Genomic DNA, 25902 nt, shown 5'->3' with positions numbered 1-25902 from the left:
ACGTCCTGTCGGGTTGTGCCCTCCGCCTTAGAACGGTCGGGCTGCACCCCGTGCGCTCCGTGCGCCTACGCCGCGCGAACCAGGAACAGGCCGCGAACGCGCGAACCACGGTTGGGTTTCAAGGTCGCGCGGTCGGGTTGCAGAGGGTCGCGACGGTCGGGTTGCACGGTCGCGACGACAACGACGGGTCGAATCGCGCCGCCCATGCTAGACCGCGCTGCCCCCATGCCCTCCGAGCGCTCCCTCCCCTCCACCTCGAGCTCGCCACTCACCGCCACGATGGGCGAGCTCTCAGGCCATGTCGACGACAGCGCCTCGAACGACACCGCAGCCAGCAGCCCGCCCGCCTCCACGCCGGCAGACTGCGATGCGCTCCCATCGTTTGACCTCCCGGCGGACCGCCGGGTCGTCACGCCCCGCGAGCTCGCCGCAGAGCTCGCCGCAGCGCCACCTGGCGCGCGTCACGTCACCGGCTCCGCCGGTTCGGCCGGTGCTCTCGTCATCCGTCGCCTCGTCGCAGCGGCCGCCGGGCGCCGGATCATCGCCCTCACGCCCGACGTCGACAGCGCCCGCGCTCTGGCAGCGGATACCTCGTTCCTGCTCGTCGATCGGGATGCCGATGATGCCGAGGCCGCCGGCTCGACGGCGTTCGGCCGCGTCCTTCTCTACCTGCCGAACGAGGCCAGCCCTTACGCCGATGTCAACCCAGATCGCCGGGGCGCACAGACCCGCCTCGCGACGCTCTTCCACCTCGGCATGGACCTTCCGTGGTTGGTCCTCGTCTGCCCCATCACCGCGCTCGCCCGCAAGGTGGTACCCAGGGACGAGATCACCGAACACGCCGAGCTCGTCATCGCCGAGCAGGAGATGGATCGCGACGCTCTTTCCGCGCGCCTCGGTGCATCCGGCTACGTCCGCAGCCCGCTGGTAGAAGATCCCGGGACCTTCGCCGTCCGCGGCGCCCTCCTCGATGTCTGGGCGCCCTCCGCCGAGCTGCCGGTGCGCATCGACTTCTACGGAGACATCATCGCATCGATCAAGACCTTCAATCCAGATGACCAGCGCACGGTCGCCGACGTGAAGGAGGTCTGGATCCCCCCGGCGCGCGAGGCGATCCTCACCGCCGAAAATGTCGAGCGGGCCCGCCAGCGGGTCCGCGCCGCGTGCGACGTCATCGACTTCCCCTCAACCAAGGCGCGTGCCTTGGTCGATGATGTTGCGAGCGGCCGCGCCTTCTTCGGGGCCGAGGGCTACTTGCCTGCCTATATCGACCTGCACTCCTTCACCTCGTACCTACCGAACGACGCGCTCATCGTCCTTGAGGACCCAGCCTCTGTCACCGCCGCTGTGCGCGACGAGCTCGGTCGCGCTGCTGCCGATCGGAGCCACAAGGACCGTGAACCGCACTTCCCGCTCACCGCCTTCTACGAGGACGAGGCACACATTGCCACATGGCTCAGCGCGCGTACCGTGCTGGCCCTGCACCGCACCGGGGTTGAGGGTGCAGTGGAAAACCAGAACTCGCTGGAGCGCTTCGAGGTCGTTCCCGAGGACGTCCCGTCGCTCGCGATGCGCGACCAGTCGGACCTCGAGCGCGCCATCAAGACCGCACGCGCGTCACGCGGCAAGCACGGTGCCCTCGATCCGCTCGTTCGTCGCGTGGTCGCATGGCAAGAAGCGGGCCTGCGAGTTCTTATCGCCGCGCGCGCACAGACCCAGGTTGAGCGCCTCGTCGCCCTGCTCCGCCATCGAGACGTGCCGGTAAAGGCCAACCTCGGTCCGTTCGACCCCGCGTTTTTCGATGGCAGCTCCTCGTCTGCGCGCGATACGGCCCTCGTCGTCACGGGCTCCCTTGCGCGCGGCGTCATCGCTCCGGCGGAGGGGCTCGCGCTGGTCACAGAAGAGGAAATTTTCGGGGCCCGCGCTCACCGCCGCGCCGCACGCGCCGCCGCCTCCTCCACGAAGCCATCGCAGGCCTTCCTTGAGGATCTCCGCAACCTCGGTGTCGGGGACTACGTCGTCCACGTAGAGCACGGCATCGGGCGGTACCTTGGCCTCGTCCACAAGCAGGTCGGCTCAACCACGGTCGATCTCATCGCCGTCGAGTACGCCGGGGGCGACAAGCTCTACCTCCCGGTCTATCGCCTGAACCAGATCCAGAAATTCAGCGGCGGCGAGGGCGCCCCCAAGCTCGACCGGCTCGGCGGGCAGACGTTCGCCAAGACGAAGGCGCGGGTCGAGAAGAGCGTCCGCAAGATGGCCGACGAGCTCCTCCGCCTCTACGCCGAGCGCCGCGCGGCCACGGCGCAGCCCGTTCCGCCGCCGGACGACGATTACCGCGCCTTCGAGGCGACCTTCCCCTTCGACGAGACGCCCGACCAGGCCCGAGCGATCACCGAGGTTGCGGCCGACCTCGAATCCGGCCGCCCGATGGACCGCCTCGTCTGCGGCGATGTCGGGTTCGGAAAGACCGAGGTTGCCATTCGCGCCGCCTTCCGCGCCGCCAACGCCGGCAGACAGGTCGCCGTCCTCTGCCCAACCACGGTCCTTGCGCAGCAGCACTACCTCAGCTTCCGGTCGCGGATGGCCTCCTATCCCATCGAGGTCCGCGTCATGTCCCGCTTCCAGACCAAGCAGGAGCAGGACGAGGTCTCCCGCGGCCTCCGCGACGGCAGCGTCGACGTCGTGATCGGTACCCACCGCCTCCTCTCCAAGGACGTCCACTTCAAGCGCCTCGGCCTCCTGGTCGTCGACGAGGAGCAGCGCTTCGGCGTCACCCACAAGGAGCGCATCAAGGCCCTCAAGACAAACGTCGACGTCCTCACGCTCTCGGCCACCCCCATCCCCCGCACCCTCCAGATGGCGGTCACCGGCCTCCGCGACATGTCGATCATCACGACCCCCCCGGTCGATCGCCGCGCCATCCGCACCGTGGTTACCCGCCACGACGAGGCGGTCCTCCGCGAGGCGGTCCTCCGGGAGCTCGGCCGCGGTGGCCAGGTGTTCTACGTCTACAACCGCGTCGAAGGCCTCTACGAGCGCGCCGCCCGCCTCGCCGAGCTCGTCCCGAGCGCCCGCATCTGCGTCGCCCACGGCCAGATGAGCGAGCAGAACCTCGAGCAAGCCATGCTCGACTTCGTCGAGGGGCGCTACGACGTCCTCTGCGCCACCGCCATCATCGAGAGCGGCCTCGACATCCCGCGCGCCAACACCATTCTCATCGACCGCGCCGACATGTTCGGCCTCTCCCAGCTCTATCAGCTGCGCGGCCGCGTAGGCCGCTCCAAGGAGCGCGCTTACTGCTACCTCATCGTCCCGCCCCCGAACGCCATGACCGACGAGGCCCGCGCCCGGATCGAGGCCCTCGAGCGCCACACCGAGCTCGGCTCAGGCTTCCAGATCGCCTCGCTCGACCTGGAGCTGCGCGGCTCCGGCGACCTCCTCGGCGCCGAGCAGAGCGGCACCGTCGCCCAGGTTGGCTTCGAGCTCTTCTGCCAGATGCTCGATGAGGCCGTCCACGAGCTGCGCGGCGAGCCCGTGGTGCACGACGTCGACACCGAGCTCTCCTTCGATACCGATGCGCTTCTTCCCGAAGAATACATTTCCGATGTAGGCGTACGACTCTCCCTCTACAAGCGGCTTGCCGGTTCCGGCTCAACCGAGGACGTGCAGGACCTCGCGGTCGAGATGGAGGATCGTTTCGGCCCGCCTCCGATCGAGGCGCGCCAGTTCGTGCACCTCATGCGGCTCAAGACCGAGCTGCGCCGGCTGAAGGCGCTCGCGTGCGAGGCGAGCTCCAAAGGTGTCACGCTGCACCTGCGCGAGGACACCCCGCTCGATCATGCCAAGGTGCTCAAGCTGGTCCAGCCGAAGAGCTCGCCCTATCGGCTCTCACCCGACATGCGGCTCACCCGCCGCGTCAAGGAAGGCGAGGTCTTCACGAGCGGGCTGGAGGCGGCCGACAAGCTCCTCAGCGAGCTCGCCGGCTGCCTCAAAGATGGCGGGTGATCTCGGGCTAGCGCCGGAGTCGCTCCCCGCCGCGGTCGCCGCGGCGGGAGCTGGCGCGACCGAGCCATAGCGGAGTAGCCCTGGCGATCGTTCCCGCTGCATGAGGCAGTTCGCCTCACTCGTGACATTCTGCCGTTGCGCTGGAACGCGCAGCCGCATTCGGGCGATCGGCTCGGGCTCGACCGCAACCACGGTCGACAACCACGGTCGACTGCAACCACGGTCGACCGCGGAAGCGCCGGAAGCGCGGCTTGTGCGTCGAGCTCGTGCGAGCTCCTGCTCGTCCGGAGGACTCTGGGCGGTCCTCGCTGGCGAGCCGGCCGCAATCAGGGCGACGCGGCGGCGTTGGGCAGCGTCGGCGGAGCGACCTTCGGACAGGTCTCGCGGTGCTCCCCGGGGGGCGAGAGCGGGTCGGGGCCTTCCCTCGGGCAGGAGCGTGGGCCGTTCGCGATGGCGTCCTGGTCGAGGTCGTCCGAGGTCCATTCGCGGTTGATGCCGGGTGCGTTCGCAAACCCCTCGGCGCAGGCCGCTGAGCCAGCGGCGAGGAGCAGCGCGAACGCGGCGCGGATAGAGCAGCCAAGAGATCGTTTCATAGGCACATCCACTCTCCCCGCGGAGCCGGCGCTGGCGGCGCCGGTCCACGGAAGCCATCAGGGTTTCCCGACGGACTTCACGGTCCATGCCAGGTCGAGGCTGCCGGGCCGATCCGCATGCCGGGCCGCCCATCGCGGCCTCGAGCGGCGGCCCAGCCGAGCGCGGCAACGTCGGCCGCACGCTTTTTGTCTGCAACCAGCGCATGGCTTGCGCCCCCGCGCAAATGCCCCAGGTGGTGGGCGGGGGTGGGTCCGTGCGGGACGCGATCCCGGAAGGAGTGTCGATCATGGCGAGCGACGTCATCGAGGTGTTCAACGACCTCATCCAGCTAGATCGCGACGCGATCGTCGCTTACGACCGGGCCATCGAGGCGTGCGAGCACGCTCATATCAGGGAGCGGCTCGCGAGCTTCAGGGACGATCACGCGCGCCACGTCGTGGATCTGAGCGCGCATGTGACGTCGCTCGGCGGCATCGCGGCGCGGACCCGCGACCTCAAGGGCAAGCTGATCGAAGGGTTCACGGCGGTCACGAGCATGGGAGACCAGAGCGCGCTCCTCGCCATGCGCGGCAACGAGGAGCTCACGAACCGGCAGTACGAGGCGGCGCTTGACGAGTCGCTCACGAGCGAGGCGCGGGCCATCGTCGAGCGGAACTACGCCGATGAGCAGCGGCACCTCGCGTGGATCAAGGACGCGCTGTCGAGGAAGGTCTGGGAGCAAGCCGCCTAGCTCCGCGCGCCAGAAATTCCCGTCAGGGGTTTCAGGGGTTGCTGACGTGCAGAGCTAGGGCCTCCGGAAAGCGGACGTCGGGTGCGGAGCGGGGCGGAGCCCCGGAGAATCAAAGCTAGGTCCGCCCGCTCGAGGCCGCCGCGAAGCGACGCAAGAGTCTGGCCCTACATGGCCGGACTTCTGGCGGGCGGAGCTAGTGGGCGGTCGGCCCGCGGCGGTGGTGAGTACTATCGGAAGCAGGTTCTTTCCAACGTGGGGGTAATATGAAGTCGAATCGGTCCATCCAACTCGCGCTCGCCATCGGAGCGCTCGCGGTCGTACCGGCGCTCGCAGCCGCTCAGACGGGCGACACGAGCTCGCAGAAGCAGCGCGAACCGGGCGCGTCGGGAGCGGCGCAAGGCGGCGCGCAGCACCAGGGCAACAAACCCGGCGCGAGCGGCGAACAGCGCGGGCAGCAGCACGGCAATAAGCCTGGCTCGAGCGGCGGACAGCGGGCTCAGCAGCAGGGGCAGAGCCAGAAGAAGCAGGCGCTGAAGCTCCAGGAGGAGATCTCGTTCCCGGTCGAGGAAGGGTGCACCTACACGGCCTCCGTGAAGGGCCGGATCGAGCCCGTCGCCGCGGGCAAGTCGCAGCAGCCTTCGGGCAGCCAGAGCGGCGGTGCCAACCTGGGACGCGGCGGCGCGGGTGTGCAGGGCCAGACCGGCGGCGCCGCGCAAGGGCCGGCCGGCGGCAGCGGCGAGGCCCACGCCCACGCCGGCGCCGCTCAGGAACGCGCCCGCGACGCCAGCGGCAGCCAGGCCGGTGGCGCTCAGGCCGGTGGCGCTCAGGCCGGCATCCAGCCCCACGAAGGTGCCCAGGCCGGCAAAGCTCAAGGCGGCGGTCAGGCAGGGCAAGTTGCTGGCTATGAGGAGAAGGTGAAGCCCAACCTCGCCGTCTCCGCCAGCGTGAGCTGCCCGAACGCGCCCGAGCTCCGGGTCACGGACACGCTGAAGTCGGACACCTCCGTCAGCCGCTCGGAGCTCCAGGAGATGATCTCGCGTCGCACGAGCATCGCGACCGAGAAGGGCGGCCGCTTCTGCATGTACGTGCCGCAGTTCGAGCTGACGCGCGAGAAGCTGAGCGGCACGGGTATCGCGCAGCTCTGCCGCGTGCCCGCGGCCGCCGAGAAGGGTGGAATGCCGTAAACGCCGAAGGCGGGAGAAGGCGATCCTGAGGGCGCGCGCCCTCAGGATCGCCCGGCGCCCGCGCCGCGGGCGCGCCGGCTCAGGGCGTCGGCGTCGGCAGCGGGCAGGACGTCAGCCTGCCGACCACGAAGGGCCGCGCCCCGGTCCCCGTGAACCAGTATACGGTGCTGCCCGCAGTGACGCTCCAGCTGTGGCCCATCAAGTTACCCGAGAGATCGGTATAGAGGCGAATGTACCCCGTCCCGGGCCCCGAGGTGAAATTGGTGCACGTCCCCGACCATCGGCTGTCCTTGTAGATATTGCTGCAACCATGGACCGAAGTGGTCGAGTCGGCGATCGGCAACGCCCACTGCAACTTGGTCGAGTCGGTCGGGGTCAGGGGCGTCGTGAGCTGCACCGCCGGGCCGGTGGCGATCATGGTGTGCCCGCCGTACGACGACGTCTTGTTGACGACGAGCACGTCGCCCGCAGCGATGCTGCCCGCGTTCGAGACCAGCGAGATGAGGGTCGACCCGGGCTTGGTGAACTCGGCATAGTACTTCTCCGAGCTCGGGCTCGTCGAACCCCAGTAGAAGGCGATGTTGTTCGCGTCGTTCACCGCGTCAACCGCCGGATCTGGATCGGACCAGAACTCCTGTTTCTGAATCTCCGTGAAGAACACGGCTCCGGTCCCCGCTGGCGCGCCGGAAGCGATGAAATCGAGCGCTCCGGCGGAGATCAGGGAGCACGCGTCGGCCGGCGCGGAGCCGAGCGCGACGAGAGAAGCCGCAGCAGATACCATCAGAAAGCGAACCGCATTGCTGAGCATGAAGTACCTCGGTTGACGGTTACCACGTTGCCGTTCCGCAGGCCGAGCAGATTCGGTTGAGGAGGTCAATCGTTCACAGCCAGAGAGTCGCACCTGGTCGGGTCGAGCCTAGCATCCAGTGTTTACTTCCAAAACACGGCATTCGTCAACACACTTCGAGCATATTCTCCATCCATTCAATCATTTTTCTGTGCTCATGTAGGACACGAGAGTTCTTCAGACGGCACCGCCGGATACTGTCCACCGCATGATGGTGACCTGGAGTCATCGAATCAGCCATCTTGCGGCTGACGCTGCGCGCCAGCGCTCGTGAGGGATGACCTCGCGAAGCATCGTCCCGGAAGCCGCTTTCAGTGGAATCCAGCAACACGCCAATTGCTGAGCGCTGGCGCTCAGTGGGGAGCACGTCGAGGGGCGACGATGGCGGTAGGGGCGAACCATCGGCGCGCTGTCGCGTCTGGCGCGCGCGGGCGCGGGCGCGGGCGCGGGCGCGCAGATGAGGCTCTCCTTGGACCGATGGGGCAGCGGCGGGGCGAGCTCGACGCCGGGGCGCACCCTCGGGCGAAGGCGCCGAGTTCACGCCCGGAGCGATCCGTCGTCACGCCGCGCAGCGCGGCGCGGCGCGGCGGTGCTCGAGCCCCTCCACGCCGACGTCGGGGACGTCCTTGATGTGCACGAGAACGACCTCGGAGCGGCATGGCGACAAGAGCGCCGCCGTCCCCCGGGCATCGACAACGCAGGTGCTGTGAGGGAGCGTCCGGCTGGCGTCCACCCTTCCGTGCGCCGTTCAGAGCGCGGCACGACCGCACAAGGGCATGTCGCCGACCGGGTGAGACAGGGCATGCTGGGAGCGCCGCGAGGCGGCTTCACCCAGCCGCCTCGCTCGCGCCTCGTCCTCTCTCAGTACGGCAGCTCATCCAGCACAGGCACCTCTGGCGGCCGCCCCCGCGCGCCGCTCTTCCCGTTCCCGAGCCGCGCGGCCGCGGTGGTCGGCACCTCCGCCCCGGGCTGCGTCGCCTCGCCATCGTCCTCCGAACCGGGCGGCGGCTGCGCGATGGACCGGCGCCCCGTGAAGCGGAGGTCCCGCGCGATCACCTCGGTGCGGTAGCGCCGTATCCCATCCTTCTCATAGCTCGACGTCCGCAGCCCGCCCTCGATGAGCACGCCGTCGCCCCTGGTCAGCACCTTCGCGAGCGCCTCGGCGCGCGGTCCCCAGAGCACGATGTTGTGCCACTCGGTGCGCTCCTTGGGCTCCTTGTTCTTGTCGACGAACGATTCGTTCGTCGCCATGCGCATCTGGAGCACCGGTGTACCGTTACCGGTGTAGCGGAGCTCCGGATCCGCTCCGAGATTGCCCATGAGAATCACCTTGTTCAGTCCGTCAGTCATGATGAGCTCCAGTTCGTCACGTTGTTGTCGTGTGTCGTCGTTCATCGTCGCTCGATCGCATCGATAGCCGTTCAACCCGGCATCTGCGGCCGCCTCGTCTCCACCCTTGCTACGCCGTGTCGTCCCGAGGGTCGTTCAGGAGGACAAGCAGGGCCCGGCGGCGACGGGCCGCCCGCGCGGGCTCATGAATCCATCGCCGGGGCGCCGTTACTGCCGTTAGCGCGCGCCGGCGCCGCCGCGTCGACCGCGGCCCGCAGCGAGGTGGCGAGCGTCGGCTTGCCGAGCAGCGCCTCGCGGGCCCGCTCCCTCCCCTGCCCGATGTGCTCGCCCGCGAACGACAGGTGAGCGCCGCTCTTCTCCACGACCCCGAGCTGGCACGCGAAGTCGATGAGGTCCGCCGCGCCGTCGATGCCCGCTCCCCACCGGATGTCGAACTCGGCCTCTCGGAAGGGCGGAGCCATCTTGTTCTTCACCACCTTGACGCGCGTCCTGCTGCCGATGGCCTCATCGCTCACCTTCACGGGGCCCACCCGGCGCACGTCGAGCCGCACGCTCGCGTAGAACTTGAGCGCGTTGCCGCCCGTCGTCACCTCGGGATTGCCGAAGACGACGCCGATCTTCTGCCGGAGCTGGTTGATGAAGATGAGCGTGGTGTCGGTGCGGTGGCATATGCCCGTGAGCTTCCGCAGCGCCTGGCTCATCAGCCGCGCCTGGAGGCCCATGTGCGAATCGCCCATGTCCCCCTCGATCTCGGCCTTGGGCGTGAGCGCGGCCACCGAGTCGACGACGATGACGTCGACCGCGCTCGAGCGCGCGAGCATCTCGACGATCTCGAGCGCCTGCTCGCCGTTGTCCGGCTGCGAGACGAGCAGCCTGTCGATGTCGACGCCGACCGAGCGCGCGTACGAGACGTCGAACGCGTGCTCGGCGTCGATGAACGCGGCGACGCCGCCGACCCGCTGCGCCTCCCGCATCGCGTGCAGCGTGAGCGTGGTCTTCCCCGACGACTCCGGGCCGTAGATCTCCACGATGCGCCCGCGCGGATAGCCGCCGATCCCGAGCGCCGCGTCGAGCGACAGCGATCCGGTCCGGATCAGGCCCATGTCCCTGGTCTCGTTCTCGTCGCTCAATGACATGATCGCTCCCTTCCCGAACTGCTTCTCGATGGTGCCGACGACGGTCTTCACGGTGCGGAGCTTCTCGGCGATCTCGGTCATCATCTTGGTCTCTCCCTTTTCGACGTGCGTTCGTTGCGAGTTGCGTGTTGCGTGTTGCGTGGTGAACGTGCGCGCCCCCGAGCGCGCGGACAGCTGATTCAGCGCGGCCGTCGGGGCGGCCGCGATCGCGCCGGCGTCGCTGCGGGCGCGAAGGTCCTTGGCCCGGCGGCGAGCTCAGGCGCCCGCGGCGGCGGTGGCGGGCGCCGGCCCGGAGGCGGCCTCGCGATCGAACAGCCGCGCGCCGATGGCCTCGGCCACGTGCGCCGCGCGCACGGCAGAGCTCCTGTCCATGTCGGCGAGCGTGCGCGCGACCCGGAGCACCTTTGTGTACGCCCGCGCCGAGAGGCCGAGTCGCTCCACGGCCGACGCGAGCACGCGCGCGCCCGCGACGTCCGGCATCGCGACGCGCGCGAGATCGCGCGGGCCGAGCTCGGCGTTGTGCGTGGCCGCGACCTCGCCCGCCTCGAAGCGCGCGCGCTGCGCGGCCCGGGCCTCGACCACGCGCGCCCGCACCGCCGCCGAGCTCTCGGGCGCGTCGAGCGATGATCGGCCGCCGGCCAGCGGCGCGCACAGGTGAGCGACATCGACGGGCGGAAGGGAGATGTGAAGATCGATGCGATCGAGCAGCGGTCCGCTCAGACGCGCACGGTACGCGCGGACGCGATCGAGGGAGCAGGCGCAGCGATTGCCGCGATCGCCATGGAAGCCGCACGGACAGGGGTTGATGGCGGCCACCAGGATCGGACGCGCCGGGAAGACGACGCGGGCGCGAGCGCGGCAGAGGGCGACCGTGCCCTCTTCGAGCGGCTCGCGGAGCGCCTCGAGGACGCCGCGGCGGAACTCGAGCAGCTCGTCGAGGAACAGGCACCCATGATGGGCCAAGGAGACCTCGCCAGGGCGGATGGGATCCCCGCCGCCGACGAGGCCCGCGGCGCTCACCGTGTGGTGCGGGGCGCGGAAGGGGCGGACCGTGACGAGGCCCCTGTCCGGCGAGAGCAGCCCGGCGACGGAGTGGATCGCGGTGATGTCGAGCGCCTCATCGTAGGACATGGGGGGCAATACCGTGGGCAGGCGCCGAGCGATCATCGTCTTTCCGCTGCCTGGCGGGCCCATCATGATCAGGTTGTGTCCGCCGGAAGCCGCTATCTCGAGGGCGCGGCGCGCCCCGTGCTGTCCGCGGACCTCGGCCAGATCCGCCGCTGCGGCGCTCGGCTCGGCGGCGATCGTGGCCATGGCGCCCGCCCCCGGAAGGGGCTTGTTGCCGCGGAGGTGCGCGACGACCTGGCCGAGGTGCTCCGCGATGAGGACGTCGATACCAGCCACGCTCGCCGCTTCGCGCGCGTTGCCCTGGGGCACGATCGCGCGCGTGACCCCCTGCGCCGCCGCGCCGCGCAGCGCCGGCAGGACGCCGCGCACGGGGCGGACCGCGCCGCTCAACGAGAGCTCGCCGAGCAGGCCAATCCGATCGAGCCCCTCGGCGGGCACCTTGCCGAGAGCGGCGAGCGCGGCGATCGCGATGGCGAGGTCGTACGCGCCGCCGCTCTTCTTGAGGTCTGCCGGAGCGAGGTTCACGGTGATCACATATTCGTCGAGCTCGACGCCCAGTTGCTGGAGCGCGGCGCGGACGCGCACGCGGCTCTCGCGGACGCTCGCCTCGGCGAGGCCCACCATCTGGAAGAACGACGGACCGCGGCCCGAGTCGACCTCCACCCGGATGGGGTGCGCGTCGAGCCCGAGCAGAGAGAACGTGAGCGCCGTGGCCTGCATGCCGGAGCCCTTTCGCGAAAGGCGTGCCAGGCGAAGAAGGCGGCGAACTCAGGGAAATTCGCGGCGGGAGGGGTGGCGGACGCGGCGGAAAGGGTGGCGGCCGCCAGGGGGAGTCACCAGCCGCCCTGCCCTGGCTACTCGGGCGCGCGATACCTCGCCACGACGATCGTGATGTCGTCGTCCGGGCTCGGGCACCACCCCTCGACCTCCTCGAGGATCCGGTCGCGGATCACGCCGACAGGCTCCGTCTGAACAGCCTCGATGACGGCGCAGAGCCGCTCCAGCCCGAACTGCTCGTGATGTGCGTTGCGCGACTCGGTCACGCCATCGCTATAGAGCACGAGCACGTCCCCGTCCCCCAGGTAGAGCTCGGCGTCCCGCGTCAGCGCGCCGATCTCGGGCAGCGCACCGATCCAGACGCCGGTGCTCGGAATGCATGTGCAGCGCCGCGTCCGCGCCGAACACACGATCATGTCATCGTGCGCGCCCGCGAACGTCACACGCCCGTTGCGCTCGTAACGGAGCAAGAGGAGCGTCGCGTGCTCGTCGCGCTCCAGGCGATCACGGACGTTCTTGTAGATCGCCTTGTTGAGCGCCGTGACGATCTTCGCCGGGCTCGCCGCCGAGTCGTTGCACGTCAGCGCCGACACCATGCTCTGGATCATCAGCATGATGAGGCCCGCCGCGAGCCCGTGCCCCGCGACGTCGCCGATCCCCAGCCACCCGCCATCGCTCGCCGGGATCACATCGTAGTAATCGCCGCCGACCTCGGCCGCAGGCTTCATGACCGCGCAGAGGTCGAGCCCGTCGATCGACAGCTGCTTCGGCACCAGCGTGGTCTGGATGCGCGCCGCGACCTGGCTCTCCTGACGGACCCGCTCCTGCTCCAGCCGCTCGCGCAGCTCCACCTCCCGCACGACCTGCCGGTGCAGCGCCGCGGCCTTGACCGCGGAGCCGAGCTGGATGCGCAGCACGTCGTACATCATCCCGCTGGCGCGGTTGTCGAGCACCGCGACGCCGAACCGCTCCTCCTCTCCAAACGCGACCGGGAGCACGATCCTGCTGATGCGCTCCTCGGCGTCCAGGAACCCCGGGGGCGCCAGGCGGTGCGCCGGGAAGCTCACGGCCGGCACCTCCACCTCGCGGCCGTCCTCCATCAGGAACAGCGGCTTCATCGTGGCGCGCTGGGCGTCGTCGTACAGCGACACGGCCACGTCCGCGAAGTGCATCCTCGGCAGCTCCGACGCCAGCAAGCCCTTCAGCACGGGCAGGCTCAAGCACGCGGAGAAGCCCCGCGCGCCGTAGGTCACATCGGTCGCGGCGAGCTCCACGTTCAGCCGCTGCTCCCCCTCGACGTGCACCGACTCGCTCCCGATCAGGATGCGCGCGGCGTGCCAGAGCTGCTCCAGCGCCGCCGCGTCGCCGCCCGCGGGCGAGCCCTGTACCCGCGAGCGCAGGAGCGATATCACGGCCTGGAACTGCTCGAGGAGCACGCCCACGCGCCTCGCCCGGTCGAGGAGCGCCTGGAGCGCGCGGAGGAAGCGGCCGCCGTCGCCCGCGAGGTCCGCCTCGAGCGCGGCGAGCAGGTCGCCCGCCCAGCCGTCGAGGGCGCCGCTCGGGATGGCCACGCTGCTCGCGATCGCGCGCTCCAGCGACGCCCGCTGGTCCGCGATGGGGCGCGGAAAGCCGCGCACGGACGGGACCGGCGCAAGGAACGTGTCACCCGCGCGGTACCCGCAGCCGCAGGACTCGCGCTGCGTGAGCTCGACCTGCGCGAGCTGCAGCGCCTCGACGGGCTCGCCGTCGATCATGCGGAGGACGGTGCTCACGGCCATCCCCCCGAGCCGCTCGATGGGCTGGCGGACCGTCGTCAACGACGGCTTCGTGAAGCGCGCGATGCCGACGTCATCGAACCCGCACACGAGGACGTCCTCCGGGATGCGGCGCCCCTCCGCCTTGAGCACCTCGATCGCCCCGAGCGCCATCCTGTCGTTCGCCGCCACCACCGCGTCGAACTCCACCCCGCGCGCCAGGATCTCGCGCATCGCCGCGCGTCCCGTCGGTATCGTGAACCCGCCGAACACGACGAGGCGCTCGTCGTAAGGGAGCGCCCGCGCCGCGAGCGCCCTCTGGTACCCGGCGGTGCGCAGCACGGCCTCCTCGCTGCGGATGGGGCCGCTGATGTACGCGATGCGTCGGCACCCGTGCTCGTCGGCCATGTGCCCGACCGAGATCTCGCTCCCGAGGGCGTTGTCGACCATGAGGCTCGGCACACCGTCGATCGCGGTCCCGATGCTGCACAATGGCAGCGGCGCGAAGGACCGGCAGAACGACCGCAGGACCTCCGCGCCACCGTGGGGGGAGAGCGTCGATGAGGCGACGATGACGCCGTCGGCCGTCTCCGGGCCGATGAGGTGATAGAAGGTGCCCCGATCGGCCTCCTCCGGCCGGAGGATGGTGGACGGGTCGCCGAACGCCGTCAGCAGGCAGACGTCGTGCGCCGTGGCGGCGCGCTCGATCCCGGCGCGCAGCTCCGACTGATAGTCGCCAACGACATTGTCGATCAGAAACGCGAGCGTCCGCCGCTTCCTCGTCATGGCCTCGAGCTCTCGATCATGCGTCCGCGATCGAGACCAGCTCCGGGCACATGCGATCCAGGGGCTTCAGGCTCCGACGCTGCCATGTCCGCCGCGCGTCCGTGACAAACCGTATCCTGCATTTCAGACCATGACCCACAAGGCCGCAGATGAAGCTGACGAACGCCTTGAGGCAGCTCGAGCTCATGAAACACAGGCCGCGCACGTCGAACTCGACGGTGCTCACCGAGAGGCGCAGCACCTCGGCCTCCAGCGCCTTGACGTACCTGCTGAGCGGCGTAGACGCCGCCATGTCCCCCGTGCCGGTGAGCTTGACGCTGAGGGTGTCGTCCCTCAAGGCCGGCTCGATCCCGAAGCTGTCGGTGACGACAGGATCCACGCTCAAGCAGCTCATCTCTTCTCCATCTCTCGACCGGCGCGCGCGATGACCGCCGGCTCGTCCCCCTGGATGCTGCATGGCCGGTGTGATGGTCGATACGAGCTATTCACGCTACGACGTTCTCGCGCTGGATCCAATCCCTTCCCGCACGCCGCGCCCGCGCCCTCGACGCGCTCGGCTTGGCGGCAGGTGGGAGGCGCGGGACGCAGCGTCCCGCAGTGAGCACCGCAACGTTTCGGAGAGGCTCTCCGCGGAGCTCCGCGTCATCCCGGCCGGTCACGCCGCCGGCAGGGCTCAGAGCACGCTGACGAGCGGCCCGGCGTCGCCCTCGAGCCATTGCTCGGAGATCACGAAGCTCGTCGAGAGCCCGGCGCGGAAGCGGTACCCTTCCTCGAACGACAGGATCTCGATGACCCTCCTGTCGCCCAGCCGGACGGGGAAGATCACCGACACGCTCGACGGGAAAGTGCCATCCTCGTCGTTCTTGTGCTCGCCGACCGAGACGGACTCTCCTCCGGCCCCGGCGCCGAGCGACCTCACGACGACCACCGACGGCACGCTGCAGTCGATCCGCAGCCACTCGCGCTGCCGGCGCGCCTTGCACGCGCCGCCCCTCGCGGCGCGCGCGAGCGACACCTGCTCCGCGGCCTCCCACTCGGCCGCTGCCGGCCGCGCCGTCCGCTCGGGCGGCGGCGCCGCCGCCTCGATCGCGCGTCGCTGCGGCGGCTCCGCGCCTCCTCCCGCGTCCGCCGGGTCTCCCCCGGCCCCCGCCTGCAGCCCGGCCGCGGCGCCTCCCGCCGTGGCGAGCACCGACTCCGCGGCCTGCGCTGGCGCGAGCGCGCCGAGCAGGACCAACCCGATCACGGCTCTCTTCTTCATAACGTCCTCAAGAAGGCGGCGAGCGCCGCCTTGTCGTTCCTCGACATGTGGCTCGTGCGACCCATCCGGTCCTGGTTGGCCTCGATGAGCTCTTCCAGCGTCCTCGCAGATCCATCGTGGTAATAGGGCGCCGTCCCTCCGACGAAGCGCAGCGAGGGCGTCTTGAACACCTGGCCCGCCTTCTCCTCCGCGAACCCCGGCCGCGCGGCGAGGCCCGGCATCGGGTAGCCCATGCGGTCGGTGTGCTCGGTCTCGGGCACGTGGCACCGAGCGCACTGCGCCGAGTCGCTCATGAAGAGGGCGCGGCCGTGCTCCTCCTGCGGCGTGAGCTTCCGCCCCTCCCTGGGCGGCGGCACGAGGCCCGTGCGCAGAAACGCGGCCAGGTGGCGCGCCCTCAGCGCGAGCTCGCCGCCGCCCATGCCGCCCGGCCCCCACCGGTGAAGGCCGAACCCTTCGCGGAGGCGCTCCGCCAGGTTCTCGCTCTGCGCGTTCCAGCCATAAGGCCCCTCGGCCGACACGCGCCCAGCGAGCATGGGAGTCTGCCGAGGCACGCCGCCGCGCGGCTCCGCGTCGGCCGGCTGGTTCTCGGCAGATCCGAGGAAATTGACGCTCTCGCCGCCGGTGTCCATCACGCGGGCCTCGTGCCACACATGGCCGTCGTCGCGCCCATCCGGGTGGCAGCCGGCGCACCCGAGGCCGCCGCTCGTGCCCCAGTCGACCGCGTTGTAGAAGAGCTTCCGGCCCAGGACGGCCTGCTGTGGGACCGGCGCCGCGGCCAGCGCGATGTACGGCACCGGCCCTTGCTCGAACGGCGCGCCGTCGCCGTGCTCGTCGAGGCGGACGATCGCGAGGGCGTCCGTCGAGCGGCAATACACCCACGCCATGGCCTCGTCCGCCGACAGCGCGACCCCGCTGGGCGCGCCGCACAGGGTCGCGACATAGACGTCGGGCCCCGCGTGGCGGCCGAGCTCGTAGGTGTGGAGCGGCCTGAGCGTCGGATCGACCGCGAGCGCGTCGAGCTCCACGAGCGCGTCGGTGCCCTCGCTGGCGACCAGCAAGGTGCGGGTGCTCTTGCGGTACACGAGCGCGCGCGGCTGGACGAACGGGGCGAGCGAGGTGTTGGGGAGCTCGAGCTCCGCGTCGTCGAACGGCACATCGTCGATCTCGCCCGCCTTCCAGAGCGGCGCGCCCTGGCGGCGCCGGGGCGCGAGGGGCGCATCGTCGCTCGTCATGAGCACGTCGACCGTGGACGCGCCGAACCACGCCTGCTCGCCCAGCGCGCCGAGCGCGTGGCGCGCGACGAAGAGGCGGCGGCCGTCCGGTGAGAGCGCGGCCGCGTAGCCGAGCGACGCGGAGAGCGACTTGCCGTGAGGAGCCCGGAAAGGCGACGGAGGGAGCGCCACCGGCCTGGCCTCCGGAGCGCCGCGCAGCGCGATGCGGGTGAGCGCAGCGGACGTGAGGTGCGTGACGTAGGCGGCCGCGCCGTCCTCGCGGATCACGACGCCGCGGGGCTCGCGCGGGACATCGATGGACCATGTCGCGGTCGCGGTCGTGAGGTCCACCGCGGAGACCTTGCCCGCCCACGCGCTGGTGACGATCGCCGTGCGCTCGTCCGGCGTCACCGCGAGCCCCCACGCGTCGGCCGGCAAGGGCACGCGGGCGACCTCCACGAGCCCCGCCGCCGGATCGGGCCGCAGCATGAGCAGCAGCCCGGGATCCCGGATCGTGACGAGCACGCGATCGGCGAGCGCGAGGACCTGCGCCGGTCGCCCCGGCATGGCGATCTCGACCGGCGGCGTGCTCACGTCGACGGGCAGCGGGATACGCCGCAGGACGGCGTGGTCCTCGTCGGCCAGATAGAGCGCGTCGTCCTGCGGCGCGCGCACGAGCGCGCCAGAGGCCCGCGTGACGGCCGAGAGCTTCGGGGGCGAAGGCGGAGAGGCCGGCGGAGACGGCGCCGCCGTCCCGGCGACTCCCGCGCTGGGCTCGACGGCCGGCGCCTCCCTGGAAGGGCGCGAGCAGGCCGCGGCGAAGAGCGCGGCCACGAGGAGGGTTGATGGTCGGGGCTTCATCGGTCGCCCATGCCAACGACGGCGCCGGGGGTCCGTATTCCTCGACACCCGAGGTCCCGCTCCTCCCTGCCTCGGCCCCCGTTCGGCCGAGACGCGTCGGGGCACCTGCGACTCGCGCGGTGTGCGCGGCGCGCGACTAACGCGTTGGCGAGCGAGGGTGCCTCTGCGCCTCCCGTCCCACACGGGCGACCAGCCGCGATGACGCGCTGTGCGCGTCAAAGGCAAAGACGCGTCACCGACGCCTACATCCGCGGCCCCTATGGCAGATGAGGAGTCGCGCACTTGGCAGAAAATCGCACCACGCCTCAGTGCACACTTGAACATTTTTTTCATTTCACCTTACAGTCTTGGATTGTCGTCGCGTGGCTGGGGGCCACTCGACCGCACGGAGGGACCCATGAATCGATTGCCCGGCTCACGGTGGGCGACGTTAGGCGCTCTCGTCGCATCCCTGACTGCAGTATCGCTCTCCAGCGCGCCGGCCATGGGCGCGCCTTCGTTCACCGCCTTCGAGAGCGGGCAGGTCCGCCCGCTGGCCATCTCACCCGATCGGAAGCTGCTGTTCGCCGTCAACACGCCGGACAACCGCCTCGAGGTGTTCCGCATCTTGAGCGGCGGCGGCCTGGAGCGCCGCGCCTCCATATCGGTGGGGTTGGAGCCGGTGGCCGTCGCCGTGCGCAGCGACAACGAGGTCTGGGTCGTAAACCACCTGTCGGACAGCGTGAGCGTCGTCCAGCTGGGCCTCGGCGGCACCACCGGGCGCGTCGTGCGCACGCTCCTCGTGGGCGATGAGCCGCGCGACATCGTGTTCGCCGGCCCGGGCCGACGGCGCGCCTTCATCACGACAGCCCACCGCGGCCAGAACAACCCCAACGACCCACAGCTCACGACGCCCGGTATCGGCCGCGCTGACGTCTGGGTCTTCGACGCGAACCAGCTCGGCACGTCCCTCGGTGGGACTCCGATCAACGTCATCACCCTCTTCAACGACACCCCGCGCGCGCTGGCCGTGACCCCGGACGGCAAGCGCGTGTACGCGGCGGCGTTCCACTCGGGCAACCGCACCGCCACGGTCAACGAGGCGCTGGTCCCCGACGGCTTCGGGCCTGACGGCGTGCCCGGCCCGAGCACCAACTTCGAAGGCGTGCCGGCGCCCGAGGTCGCCATCATCGTGAAGTACGATGGCGGACACTGGTACGACGAGCTGGGCCGCACCTGGGACGACCAGATGAGGTTCTCGCTGCCCGACAAGGACGTCTTCGTCATCGACGCCATGGCGAGCCCGCCCGCGTGGATCAGCGGCTCAGCGGGCTCCTTCTCCGGCGTCGGGACGGTCCTTTTCAACATGACCGTCAACCCGGTGAACGGGAAGGTCTACGTCGCCAACACCGAGGCTTTCAACGAGAAGAGCTTCGAGGGGCCCGGCATCTTCGCCGGAGAGACAGTGCGCGGCCACCTGCACGAGAGCCGGATCACCGTCCTCAGCCCGGGGAGCGTCGCGCCGAGGCACCTCAACAAGCACATCGACTACAGCGCGTGCTGCGCGCCGATCCCCAACGCAGAGAACGCGAAGAGCCTCGCCTTCCCGCAGGAGATGGTCGTGACGAGCAACGGCTCGACGCTGTACGTCGCCGCGCTCGGCTCGAGCAAGATCGGCGTCTTCAGCACCGCCGCGCTCGAGAACGACACCTTCGTGCCAAACACCGCGAACCAGATCCCGGTGAGCGGCGGCGGGCCGACGGGCATGGTCCTTGATGAGAGCAAGAGTCGCCTCTACGTGCTGACGCGCTTCGACAACTCCATCTCGATCATCAACACCTCATCGAAGACGGAGGTGGGCCACGTCGCGATGTACAACCCCGAGCCGCCCAGCATCGTAAACGGCCGCCGGTTCCTGTACGACGCGTCGTTCTCGTCGAGCCACGGGGACTCGGCCTGCGCGAGCTGCCACGTCTTCGGAGATCTCGACGACCTGGCCTGGAACCTCGGCAACCCGGACGCCCCCGTCGTGACGGACCCGGGCCCCTTCCCGTTCGGCCTCTTCAACGTCATCACCCAGACGCCCATCACGGACCCCATCTTCCACCCCATGAAAGGACCGATGGTGACGCAGAGCCTTCGAGGCCTCGCCAACCACGGGCCGATGCACTGGCGCGGCGACCGCACCGGGGGCAATGACGAGCCGTCCGCCCAGCCGGACGACGGGGCGTTCGACGAGCGGGAGGCGTTCAGGCAGTTCCAGGCGGCGTACCCGGGGCTGCTCGGACGCAGCGACTTCATACCGGCCGAGGACATGGAGGCGTTCACCGACTTCATGCTCCAGGTCACCTACCCGCCCAACCCGATCAGGGCGCTCGACAACTCGCTCACGCCCGATCAACAGGCAGGCAAGGACTTCTTCAACGGCCCCGTGGTCAACTCGATCTCGAGCTGCGGCGGGTGCCACGTGGTCGACCCCGACGCCAACCCGGGCGACGACTTCCCCGGCCTCTTCGGGACGAGCGGCAACTCCGTCTTCGATTTCCAGACGCAGCTCTTCAAGATCCCGCAGCTGCGCAACGTCTACACAAAGGTCGGCGCCTTCGGCCTGCCGGACATCCCGTTCGTCTTCCTCGCGCGGGACAACGATCACATGGGCGACCAGATCCGCGGCATCGGCATCCTGAACAACGGCACGGTCGACACGATGTTCCGCTTCTTCTCGGCGTTCGGGTTCTCCGACCAGTTCACGAACAACCCCACGGGCATCCCCTTCACCCCGGCAGGCGACGTGATCCGCCGGCAGCTCGAGGCCTACGTGCTCGCGATCGAGAGCAACCAGGCCCCGATCGTGGGTCAGCAGGTGACGCTCAGCCACACGAACGGCCCGGCCGCCGCGCCGCGCATCGATCTCCTCATGGACCGCGCGGAGGCCGGGGAGTGCGACCTCGTGGCGAAGACCCAGGGGTTCCTGCACGAGATCGGGTTCCTCTACGTCGGCGGCGGCTTGTTCCTCTCCGATCGGCAGGCCTTGCCGCCCATGAGCGACACAGTGCTCCGGCTGCTGGCCACCCAGACCCACCACGATCTGACGTACACGTGCATGCCGCCCGGCTCCGGCGCCCGCGCAGGCATCGATCGCGACAGCGATGGCTACCTCGACGGGGACGAGCAGGACGCTGGCAGCGACCCCGCCGATCCGAGCAGCACGCCCTGACCCGGCCCACCGCCGCTGCTGCGCGCGTCACACGACCGCGCGCAGCAGCGTTGCGCGGGTCAGGCCGGCCGCGTCACCCCTGCGCGCCGCCCGACCGACCCCGGCAGGCCGCGCGGCCCCAGCGCATACGCGATGCTGCTCTGCAGGGTGCCCATCGTCACGACCGAGCCGAGGAAGACGTTCTGCTCTACCAGCGCGCGGGCCACCTCGGGCCGGACCCCGGAGAGCACCGTCTTCGCCCCGAGCAGCTGCAGCGCCTTGGCCGTCTTGATCAGCGCCTCCGCCACCGCGGCGTCGACCCGCGCCACGCCGGTGATGTCCAGGATCACCACCTTGGCTTGCCTCGACTGGAACCCTTCCAGCGCCGTCTCGAGCACCTGCTGGGCGCGGTCGCCGTCCATCGCGCCGACGATCGGCATCACCAGCACGTCGTCCGTGATGGGGATGAGCGGCGTCTGCCGGCGCAGCATCTCCTGCTGCAAGAGCTCCCGCTCCGCCTCCGACGCCTCGCGCAGCGCGAGCTCCCGCTGCAGCTGCTCGTTCGAGCGCTGCAGCGCCTCGGTGCCCGCGCGGATGCTCGCGATGAGCAGCGCGTTCTCCAGCGCGATGGCCGCCTGCGAGGCCAGGAGCCCGCAGACCTCGACCCGCCCCGGCGTGAACGCCCTCGGCGCCACGTTGTTCTCCAGATACAGGAGCCCCGCCGAGCGCCCCTGGTGCGCCATCGCCAGGCACAGGATCGAGCGCGGCCTCCGCTCCATGACGTACGGATCCGCCGCGAAGCGGCTGTCCTGCCGCGCGTCGTTCAGCACCACCGGCTCCCGCGTCCTCGCGACCAGCTGGACGACGCCCGCCGCGAGCTCCTTGCTCTCGAGCGCCGGCTGCGACAGCCCCGTCTCCACCACGTCGGGGTCGACGCGCATGGTGGCCACGATCGCGAGCTTGCCGTCGCGCTCCAGGATCAGCGCGCCGCGCTGCGCCCCCGCGTTCGCGACCACGCTCCGCATCAGCCGGTCGAGGAGCCGGTCGAGCACGGTCTCGCTCGCGACCGCTTGCATGGCCTTGACCACCGTCGCGACGTCGAACGACTCGGTGCTCCCCCGGCGCGTCACCGTCGTGCCGACGACCCTGGTCTGCTGCGCGCCGCCGATGGACGCCGCGTCGAGCAGCTGCTCGTGCTGCTTCGCGAGGTGCTCCGCCTTGCCCGTCGCGCCCCACCGCACGTACGCCCTGTGCGCGTCGGTCAGGTGCCACCGCGCGATCCTCTCGCGCCCCCGCTGCAGGTAGAACCGCGCGCACAGCTCGTTCGCGAGCCCCTCCTGGTGCGTGAACCCGGCCTGCCGCGCCCCCTCGATGGCCTGATCGTAGAGCTCCGCCGCCTCCGCGTCCTTCCCGACGACGCGCGCCATCTCGGCCCCGATGAGCCGCTCCTTGTGCGCGTAGCTCTCCGGGGCGTGCTGCGCCCAGCCCGCGATCTTCGCCCGGTGCTCCGCCGCGGAGGCGAGGTGCCGCGCCCGCTCCTCCTCCGTCGCCGTCGCGCACAGCGCGAGCAGCGAGAGGCTCACGTAGAACGGGATGTCGTTCGCCAGGAACAGGCCCATCGCGCTCGCGCTGTGCTTCTCCGCCCGCGCCGCCATCAGCAGCGCGCCCGCGTGATCGCCGTACAGCACCGCGAGCACGAGCATGTTCACGAAGTACCAGCACCTCGGCAGCTCCTGCGCGGGCACGAGCCCCGAGAGGAACGCGCCCTCGTCGAACGCCGCGTCGGTCAGGGTCTGCCGCCCGCTCGTCCGGCCCTCCAGGCACGCGATCATCTGCTGCGCGACGGCGAGCACCGGCGTGGCGAGCGGATCCTTCGTCCGCTGCAGGAACCGCATGTACCCGGTCAGCTCCTCGCGGAGCGCGCCGAGCTCATGGCCGGACGACAGCTGGATCGTCACGATGTTCAGGCAGGCGTAGGCCCCGAAGCTGAAGTCGCCCGAGCTCAGCCCCGCCTGGTACGCCTTGGTGAGGCACGCGACCGAGGCGCGGACCGGCTCGAAGAGGTGCGACGGGGCGCCGCACATGAGGTACGCCTTGCACTGGAGCTCGACCCCCTCGGACCGCTCGCAGAGGGCGATCGAGACGGCCTGGAACTGCCGCGCCTCCTCGTACCTCCCCATCAACCCCGCGAGGAGCAGGCAGTAGAGGCCGTACGCGCACGCCGCCGCGGGCGAGTTGCCGTGCCGGAGCGAGAGGTTCACCTGGGTGACCGCGATGAGCGCGAGCAGCGCCGGGTTCAGCGTGTACGCCCCCGGGATCATCGCCGCCAGGAGCCGCAGCGCGGCCAGCTGCTCCTCGTCGCCGACCCACGGCGCGTACGCGAGCTCCTCGATCCGGCGCCCCGCGAGGTGGACGGGCACCTCCGCGAGCGCGGCCCCGAACGCCGCGTGGATCGCCTCCATCGGCTCCGGCAGCTCGATCCCGAAGAGCGCCACGCCCTCCCGGCCGACCCGCAGCACCTCGGCGAACTCCCCGCGCATCGTGTGCACGAGGATGCGGAGGTTGTAGACCTCGGCGCGCTCCCTGCGCGAGCGCGCGTGCTCGAGGAGATCGCGGATCAGGGCCTCGGCCTGCGCCTCGCTCCCGCTCAGCCACGCGCACTCCGCCCGCTCGCGGTGCAGCGCGAAGCAGAGATCGTACTCCTCCTGCCACGCCCCCGGCCCGAGCAGCGACAGCCCCACCTTGAAGTGCTCGGCCGCCGCCGCGTGCGCCATGGAGGCCTTGGCCCGCTTCCCGACGGTCAGGTTGAGCCGCGCGAGATCCAGCCGCTCCGCCCGCTCCTCGATCAGCGCGGCGCCGAGGTTCGCGTGGCTCACGACCTTGAACAGGTCCTCGTCGCGCGGCTCCCCGTCGAGCTGCGCCCGCATGAGCCGGCCGATCCGGAGGTGGACCTCCTGCTTCTGCGCGTCCTCGATCAGGCTGTAGGCCGCCTGCTGCCCGCGATCGTGCAGGAACCGGTACCGCACCGACAGGGGCTGCCCCGACTGCGCGCCGTCGGACGTGTGGAGCAGCCGGTAGTCGGAGTCCAGCGGCAGCACGAGCCCCTCGCGCAGCGCCTCCCAGAGATCCGCCGCGACCTCCGCCGGCGGCCGCTCGCGCACGGTCGACAGCGTCTTCAGGTCGAACTGGTGACCGATGCACGCCGCGAGCTGGAGCACGCGCTGCGTCGCGGGCGAGAGCCGCTGCATCTTGTCCACGAGCAGATCGTGCACGTTCACGGCGGCCCAGCGCTGACGGACGGCCTCGAGATCCCACGCCCACTGACCGGCCCCCGGGTCGAACGACACGAGCCCCGCCGCGTACAGCTCCTTGAGCAGCTGGCTCAGGAAGAAGGGGTTGCCCTTGCTCGTCGCGTAGAGCACCTCGGCGAGCGCCTGCACCTGCTCTCCGCGCGCGCCCAGCGCGTCCGCGAGCAGCTGGCGCACGTCGAGGAGCGCGAGCGGCGGGAGCAGCAGCTCGCGCCGCGCGGCGCCCGCCGCCCGCAGCTCCCCGAGCCAGATCGCGAGCGGCTGCCCCGCGATCGCCTCCTGGTCCCGGTAGGCGCCGATGATGAGCAGGTAGGCCCCGGCCGGATCGGTCACGACGAGCTGCAAGAGCTTCAGCGACGCCGGGTCGGCCCACTGGAGATCGTCGAGGAAGAGCACCACCGGGTGCTCGGCCGTGGCGATGACGCGCAGGAAGTCCTGGAACACGAGGTTGAAGCGGTTCTGCGACTCGCTCGGCCCGAGCTCCGGCACCGCCGGCTGCGGCCCGACGATGAGCTCGAGCTCCGGGATGAGCTCCACGAGGATCCGCGCGTTCTTCCCCGCGGCGTGGAGCAGCTTGTCCTTCCAGTGCCGGAGCGACTCGGCCGGCTCGGTCAGGACCTGGCGGACGCGCTGGCGTAGCGCCCCCGCCACGGGCGCGTACGGCATGTTCCGGCTCAGCTGATCGAACTTCCCCTCGATGAAGTGCCCGCGCCGCTGCGCGACCTCCTTCTGGATCTCGTTCACGAGCGCCGATTTCCCGATGCCCGCGCCCCCCGCGATGAGCAGGAGCTCGCCCCTGCCCCCGCGCGCCCGCTCGAAGGCGGCGAGCAGCTCGGCCATCTGCTGGTCGCGGCCATAGAGCCGTTGCGGGAGCCTGAGCTCGCTCGATATGTCGCGAGACCCGAGCTCGAACGGCTCTATCCGCCCGGTCGCCTCGAGGGCCGACAGGCACGCATCGAGATCGGCCTTGAGGCCTGTACCGCTCTGATACCGCTCCTCGGCGACCTTGGACATCAGCTTCTGCACAATGTCCGACACCGCTCTCGGGATCTCCCGCGATCGCTCGCAGAGCGGCGTCGCGACCCGCGCGATGTGGCTGTGCATGAGATCCACCGGGTCGGTCGCCTGGAACGGGAGCACCCCCGCGAAGAGCTCGTAAAGCGTCACTCCCAGAGAGTAGAGATCGGTCCGGTAGTCGATGACGCGGTTCATCCTGCCGGTCTGCTCCGGGGACATGTAGGCCAGCGTCCCTTCCAAGAGGTCCGGGCTCTCCGCTGCCAGCGCCTCCTCCGAGAGCCGCGTCGAGCTCCCGAGATCCGTCAGCTTGACCTGGCCCGTCTGCGGGTTGACGAGGATGTTCTGCGGCTTGATGTCCTTGTGGATGACGTGCTTTCCGTGCACCTCCGCCAGCGTCCCGGCCAGCGACGACGCGATACGCAGCTTCGCCTTCAGGTCGAGCGGGGTCGAGCGCGCGAGCTTGTCGAGCGGCAGACCTCCGAAGTACTCCATCACGAGCGCGGCCCCGCCGGGGATCGTCTCCAGGCGCTCGGCGCGAATGACGCTCTCGAGCTCCAGGTGGCGTGAGATCTCGAGCTCGTGCCGGAGCTGCGCGACGTACCGCTGACCGGGGCGCTCACCCTTCAGCACCTTGATCGTCGCGGGGACCCCATCGGCGTCGCGCTGCGCGCGGTAGAGGACGGTATCCGCCGTTTCATACATCAGCTCAACCAGTGTGAAGGGCAGATCACCGATCCTGGTCTGGCGCATAGGGCTTCGATGGTTGCATGGGGAGAAC

At 70.3% G+C, this 25902-nt stretch carries 14 protein-coding genes; 4 read left to right on the top strand and 10 right to left on the bottom strand.

Going from position 1 to position 25902, the window contains the following annotated elements:
- Positions 1-204: 204 nt before the first annotated feature.
- Complete coding sequence (gene mfd, locus WME90_RS13615; protein WP_437281536.1) at positions 205-4008, top strand: transcription-repair coupling factor; 3804 nt, start codon at positions 205-207, stop codon at positions 4006-4008.
- 326 nt (positions 4009-4334) lie between these two features.
- On the opposite strand, the gene WME90_RS13610 is transcribed toward mfd, so the two are convergent.
- Positions 4335-4601 carry a hypothetical protein gene (locus WME90_RS13610; protein WP_437281535.1) on the bottom strand — a complete coding sequence of 89 codons (267 nt, stop codon included), beginning with the start codon at positions 4599-4601 and terminating at the stop codon, positions 4335-4337.
- Between the two features lie 287 nt (positions 4602-4888).
- On the opposite strand from WME90_RS13610, the gene WME90_RS13605 reads away from it, so the two are divergent.
- Both WME90_RS13605 and WME90_RS13600 read left to right on the top strand, forming a co-directional pair.
- A complete protein-coding gene (locus WME90_RS13605) occupies positions 4889-5332 on the top strand; it encodes a ferritin-like domain-containing protein (protein WP_437281534.1) in 444 nt (147 codons plus the stop codon).
- A 263-nt stretch (positions 5333-5595) separates the two neighbouring features.
- Positions 5596-6516, top strand: a complete 921-nt coding sequence (locus WME90_RS13600) for a hypothetical protein (RefSeq protein WP_437281533.1) — start codon at positions 5596-5598, stop codon at positions 6514-6516.
- A gap of 79 nt (positions 6517-6595) precedes the next feature.
- On the opposite strand, the gene WME90_RS13595 is transcribed toward WME90_RS13600, so the two are convergent.
- The 8 genes from WME90_RS13595 to WME90_RS13560 form a co-directional block, all read right to left on the bottom strand.
- Complete coding sequence (locus WME90_RS13595) at positions 6596-7297, bottom strand: hypothetical protein (protein WP_437281532.1); 702 nt, start codon at positions 7295-7297, stop codon at positions 6596-6598.
- Positions 7298-8224: 927 nt separating this feature from the next.
- Entirely contained in the window at positions 8225-8713 is a 489-nt protein-coding gene (locus WME90_RS13590) for a single-stranded DNA-binding protein (RefSeq protein WP_437281531.1), read from the bottom strand.
- Between the two features lie 182 nt (positions 8714-8895).
- Entirely contained in the window at positions 8896-9933 is a 1038-nt protein-coding gene (recA, locus tag WME90_RS13585) for a recombinase RecA (RefSeq protein WP_437281530.1), read from the bottom strand.
- A 171-nt stretch (positions 9934-10104) separates the two neighbouring features.
- On the bottom strand, positions 10105-11697 hold the full coding sequence (locus WME90_RS13580; protein WP_437281529.1) for a YifB family Mg chelatase-like AAA ATPase: 1593 nt from the start codon (positions 11695-11697) through the stop codon (positions 10105-10107).
- A gap of 134 nt (positions 11698-11831) precedes the next feature.
- The gene (locus WME90_RS13575; RefSeq protein ID WP_437281528.1) at positions 11832-14294 is read right to left on the bottom strand and encodes a SpoIIE family protein phosphatase; all 2463 of its coding nucleotides are present in this window, start codon (positions 14292-14294) and stop codon (positions 11832-11834) included.
- Positions 14295-14310: 16 nt separating this feature from the next.
- Positions 14311-14688 (bottom strand): hypothetical protein, encoded by a 378-nt coding sequence (locus tag WME90_RS13570; protein WP_437281527.1) that lies wholly within the window; start codon positions 14686-14688, stop codon positions 14311-14313.
- A 279-nt stretch (positions 14689-14967) separates the two neighbouring features.
- The gene (locus WME90_RS13565; RefSeq protein WP_437281526.1) at positions 14968-15537 is read right to left on the bottom strand and encodes a hypothetical protein; all 570 of its coding nucleotides are present in this window, start codon (positions 15535-15537) and stop codon (positions 14968-14970) included.
- A gap of 11 nt (positions 15538-15548) precedes the next feature.
- Entirely contained in the window at positions 15549-17624 is a 2076-nt protein-coding gene (locus WME90_RS13560; protein ID WP_437281525.1) for a hypothetical protein, read from the bottom strand.
- A 484-nt stretch (positions 17625-18108) separates the two neighbouring features.
- Here WME90_RS13560 and WME90_RS13555 point away from each other — a divergent pair, with 484 nt between their 5' ends.
- Entirely contained in the window at positions 18109-20820 is a 2712-nt protein-coding gene (locus WME90_RS13555) for a beta-propeller fold lactonase family protein (RefSeq protein WP_437281524.1), read from the top strand.
- Between the two features lie 59 nt (positions 20821-20879).
- Here WME90_RS13555 and WME90_RS13550 read toward each other — a convergent pair whose 3' ends face one another.
- Positions 20880-25826 carry an AAA family ATPase gene (locus WME90_RS13550; RefSeq protein ID WP_437281523.1) on the bottom strand — a complete coding sequence of 1649 codons (4947 nt, stop codon included), beginning with the start codon at positions 25824-25826 and terminating at the stop codon, positions 20880-20882.
- Between the last annotated feature and the right edge of the window lie 76 nt (positions 25827-25902).

It is taken from the genome of Sorangium sp. So ce375 (genome assembly GCF_051473855.1).
Classification (GTDB): domain Bacteria; phylum Myxococcota_A; class Polyangia; order Polyangiales; family Polyangiaceae; genus Sorangium.
This window is presented reverse-complemented; position numbering and strand designations above follow the sequence as displayed.

Bases quoted from the DNA above. Each gene is read 5' to 3' on its own strand.
- WME90_RS13595 (WP_437281532.1), bottom strand. From the start codon at position 7,297: ATGGTATCTGCTGCGGCTTCTCTCGTCGCGCTCGGCTCCGCGCCGGCC.
- WME90_RS13570 (WP_437281527.1), bottom strand. From the start codon at position 14,688: ATGAGCTGCTTGAGCGTGGATCCTGTCGTCACCGACAGCTTCGGGATC.
- WME90_RS13560 (WP_437281525.1), bottom strand. From the start codon at position 17,624: ATGAAGCCCCGACCATCAACCCTCCTCGTGGCCGCGCTCTTCGCCGCG.
- WME90_RS13575 (WP_437281528.1), bottom strand. From the start codon at position 14,294: ATGACGAGGAAGCGGCGGACGCTCGCGTTTCTGATCGACAATGTCGTT.
- mfd (WP_437281536.1), top strand. From the start codon at position 205: ATGCTAGACCGCGCTGCCCCCATGCCCTCCGAGCGCTCCCTCCCCTCC.
- WME90_RS13600 (WP_437281533.1), top strand. From the start codon at position 5,596: ATGAAGTCGAATCGGTCCATCCAACTCGCGCTCGCCATCGGAGCGCTC.
- recA (WP_437281530.1), bottom strand. From the start codon at position 9,933: ATGATGACCGAGATCGCCGAGAAGCTCCGCACCGTGAAGACCGTCGTC.
- WME90_RS13555 (WP_437281524.1), top strand. From the start codon at position 18,109: ATGGGCGCGCCTTCGTTCACCGCCTTCGAGAGCGGGCAGGTCCGCCCG.
- WME90_RS13580 (WP_437281529.1), bottom strand. From the start codon at position 11,697: ATGCAGGCCACGGCGCTCACGTTCTCTCTGCTCGGGCTCGACGCGCAC.
- WME90_RS13610 (WP_437281535.1), bottom strand. From the start codon at position 4,601: ATGAAACGATCTCTTGGCTGCTCTATCCGCGCCGCGTTCGCGCTGCTC.
- WME90_RS13605 (WP_437281534.1), top strand. From the start codon at position 4,889: ATGGCGAGCGACGTCATCGAGGTGTTCAACGACCTCATCCAGCTAGAT.
- WME90_RS13590 (WP_437281531.1), bottom strand. From the start codon at position 8,713: ATGACTGACGGACTGAACAAGGTGATTCTCATGGGCAATCTCGGAGCG.
- WME90_RS13550 (WP_437281523.1), bottom strand. From the start codon at position 25,826: ATGTATGAAACGGCGGATACCGTCCTCTACCGCGCGCAGCGCGACGCC.